At 54.2% G+C, this 1505-nt stretch carries 1 rRNA gene; it reads right to left on the reverse strand.

What is annotated here, in order from left to right:
* Positions 1–1504, reverse strand: a 23S ribosomal RNA gene (locus HJV72_RS18710); the annotation flags it as partial.
* Between the last annotated feature and the right edge of the window lies 1 nt (position 1505).

Here is a 1505-nt window from a genome sequence, read left to right on the forward strand (position 1 = left end):
CGCTTGCGCCGGGCTTTCCGTTCCCGGCTTGTGCTCTCCACACGTGTCCCCACAGTTCTGTCATATCGCAGTACAGGAATCTCAACCTGTTGTCCATCGGCTACGGCTCCCGCCCTCGCCTTAGGCCCCGACTTACCCAGAGCAGATCAGCTTTACTCTGGAAACCTTGGATATTCGGCCGGAAGGATTCCCACCTTCCTCTCGCTACTCATTCCGGCATTCTCTCTTCGATGCGCTCCACGGCTCCTCACGGTGCCGCTTCCTCGTGCATCCAATGCTCCTCTACCGATTGACGTTCGTCAATCCCTGGGCTTCGGCAGTGTGTTTCAGCCCCGGACATTTTCGGCGCAGGACCTCTCGACTAGTGAGCTATTACGCACTCTTTGAATGTATGGCTGCTTCTGAGCCAACATCCTAGTTGTCTTCGAAATCCCACATCCTTTTCCACTTAACACACATTTCGGGGCCTTAGCCGCAGGTCTGGGCTCTTTCCCTTTCGACTGCCCAACTTATCTCGTGCAGTCTGACTCCCATACATCATCTACGCGGCATTCGGAGTTTGATATTCTTCGGTAAGCTTTGACGCCCCCTAGGAAATTCAGTGCTCTACCTCCGCAAGACTCGTATGAGGCTAGCCCTAAAGCTATTTCGAGGAGAACCAGCTATCTCCGGGTTCGATTGGAATTTCTCCCCTATCCACACCTCATCCCCACCCTTTTCAACGGATGTGGGTTCGGTCCTCCATTGCCTTTTACGGCAGCTTCAACCTGGACATGGATAGGTCACCCGGTTTCGGGTCTACTCCGGCTGACTCCTTCGCCCTCTTAAGACTCGGTTTCCCTTCGGCTCCGCACCTATAGCGCTTAACCTTGCCAGCCGGCGTAACTCGCCGGACCGTTCTACAAAAAGTACGCGGTTCCACATGTAAAGTGGTTCCACAGCTTGTAAACATATGGTTTCAGGTTCTCTTTCACTCCCCTCCCGGGGTCCTTTTCACCTTTCCTTCACAGTACTATGCGCTATCGGTCACTAAGGAGTATTTAGCCTTACGGGGTGGTCCCCGCGTGTTCCCACAAGGTTTCTCGTGTCTCGTGGTACTCTGGATACCGCCGTGTCTGTCGGACTTTCGCTTACGGGGCTTTCACCCTCTCCGGCCGGCTTTCCCAAAGCCGTTCTGCTAGTCCTTCCGAATCACTTGCGCGGTCCGAACCCCAGGGTGCACGCACCCTGGTTTGGGCTCTTCCGCTTTCGCTCGCCGCTACTTACGGAATCACTTGTTGTTTTCTCTTCCTCCGGCTACTTAGATGTTTCAGTTCGCCGGGTTCCCCGCATATGGCTATGTATTCACCATATGCTGGCTGAGGGTTTCTCAGCCGGGTTTCCCCATTCAGATATCTCCGGATCGACGGGTATTTGCCCCTCCCCGAAGCTTTTCGCAGCTTATCACGTCTTTCATCGGCTCTTAGTGCCAAGGCATCCACCATATGCTCTTTCTAGCATGACCA

The organism is Extibacter sp. GGCC_0201, assembly GCF_017566055.1.
Taxonomy (GTDB): Bacteria; Bacillota; Clostridia; order Lachnospirales; family Lachnospiraceae; genus Extibacter.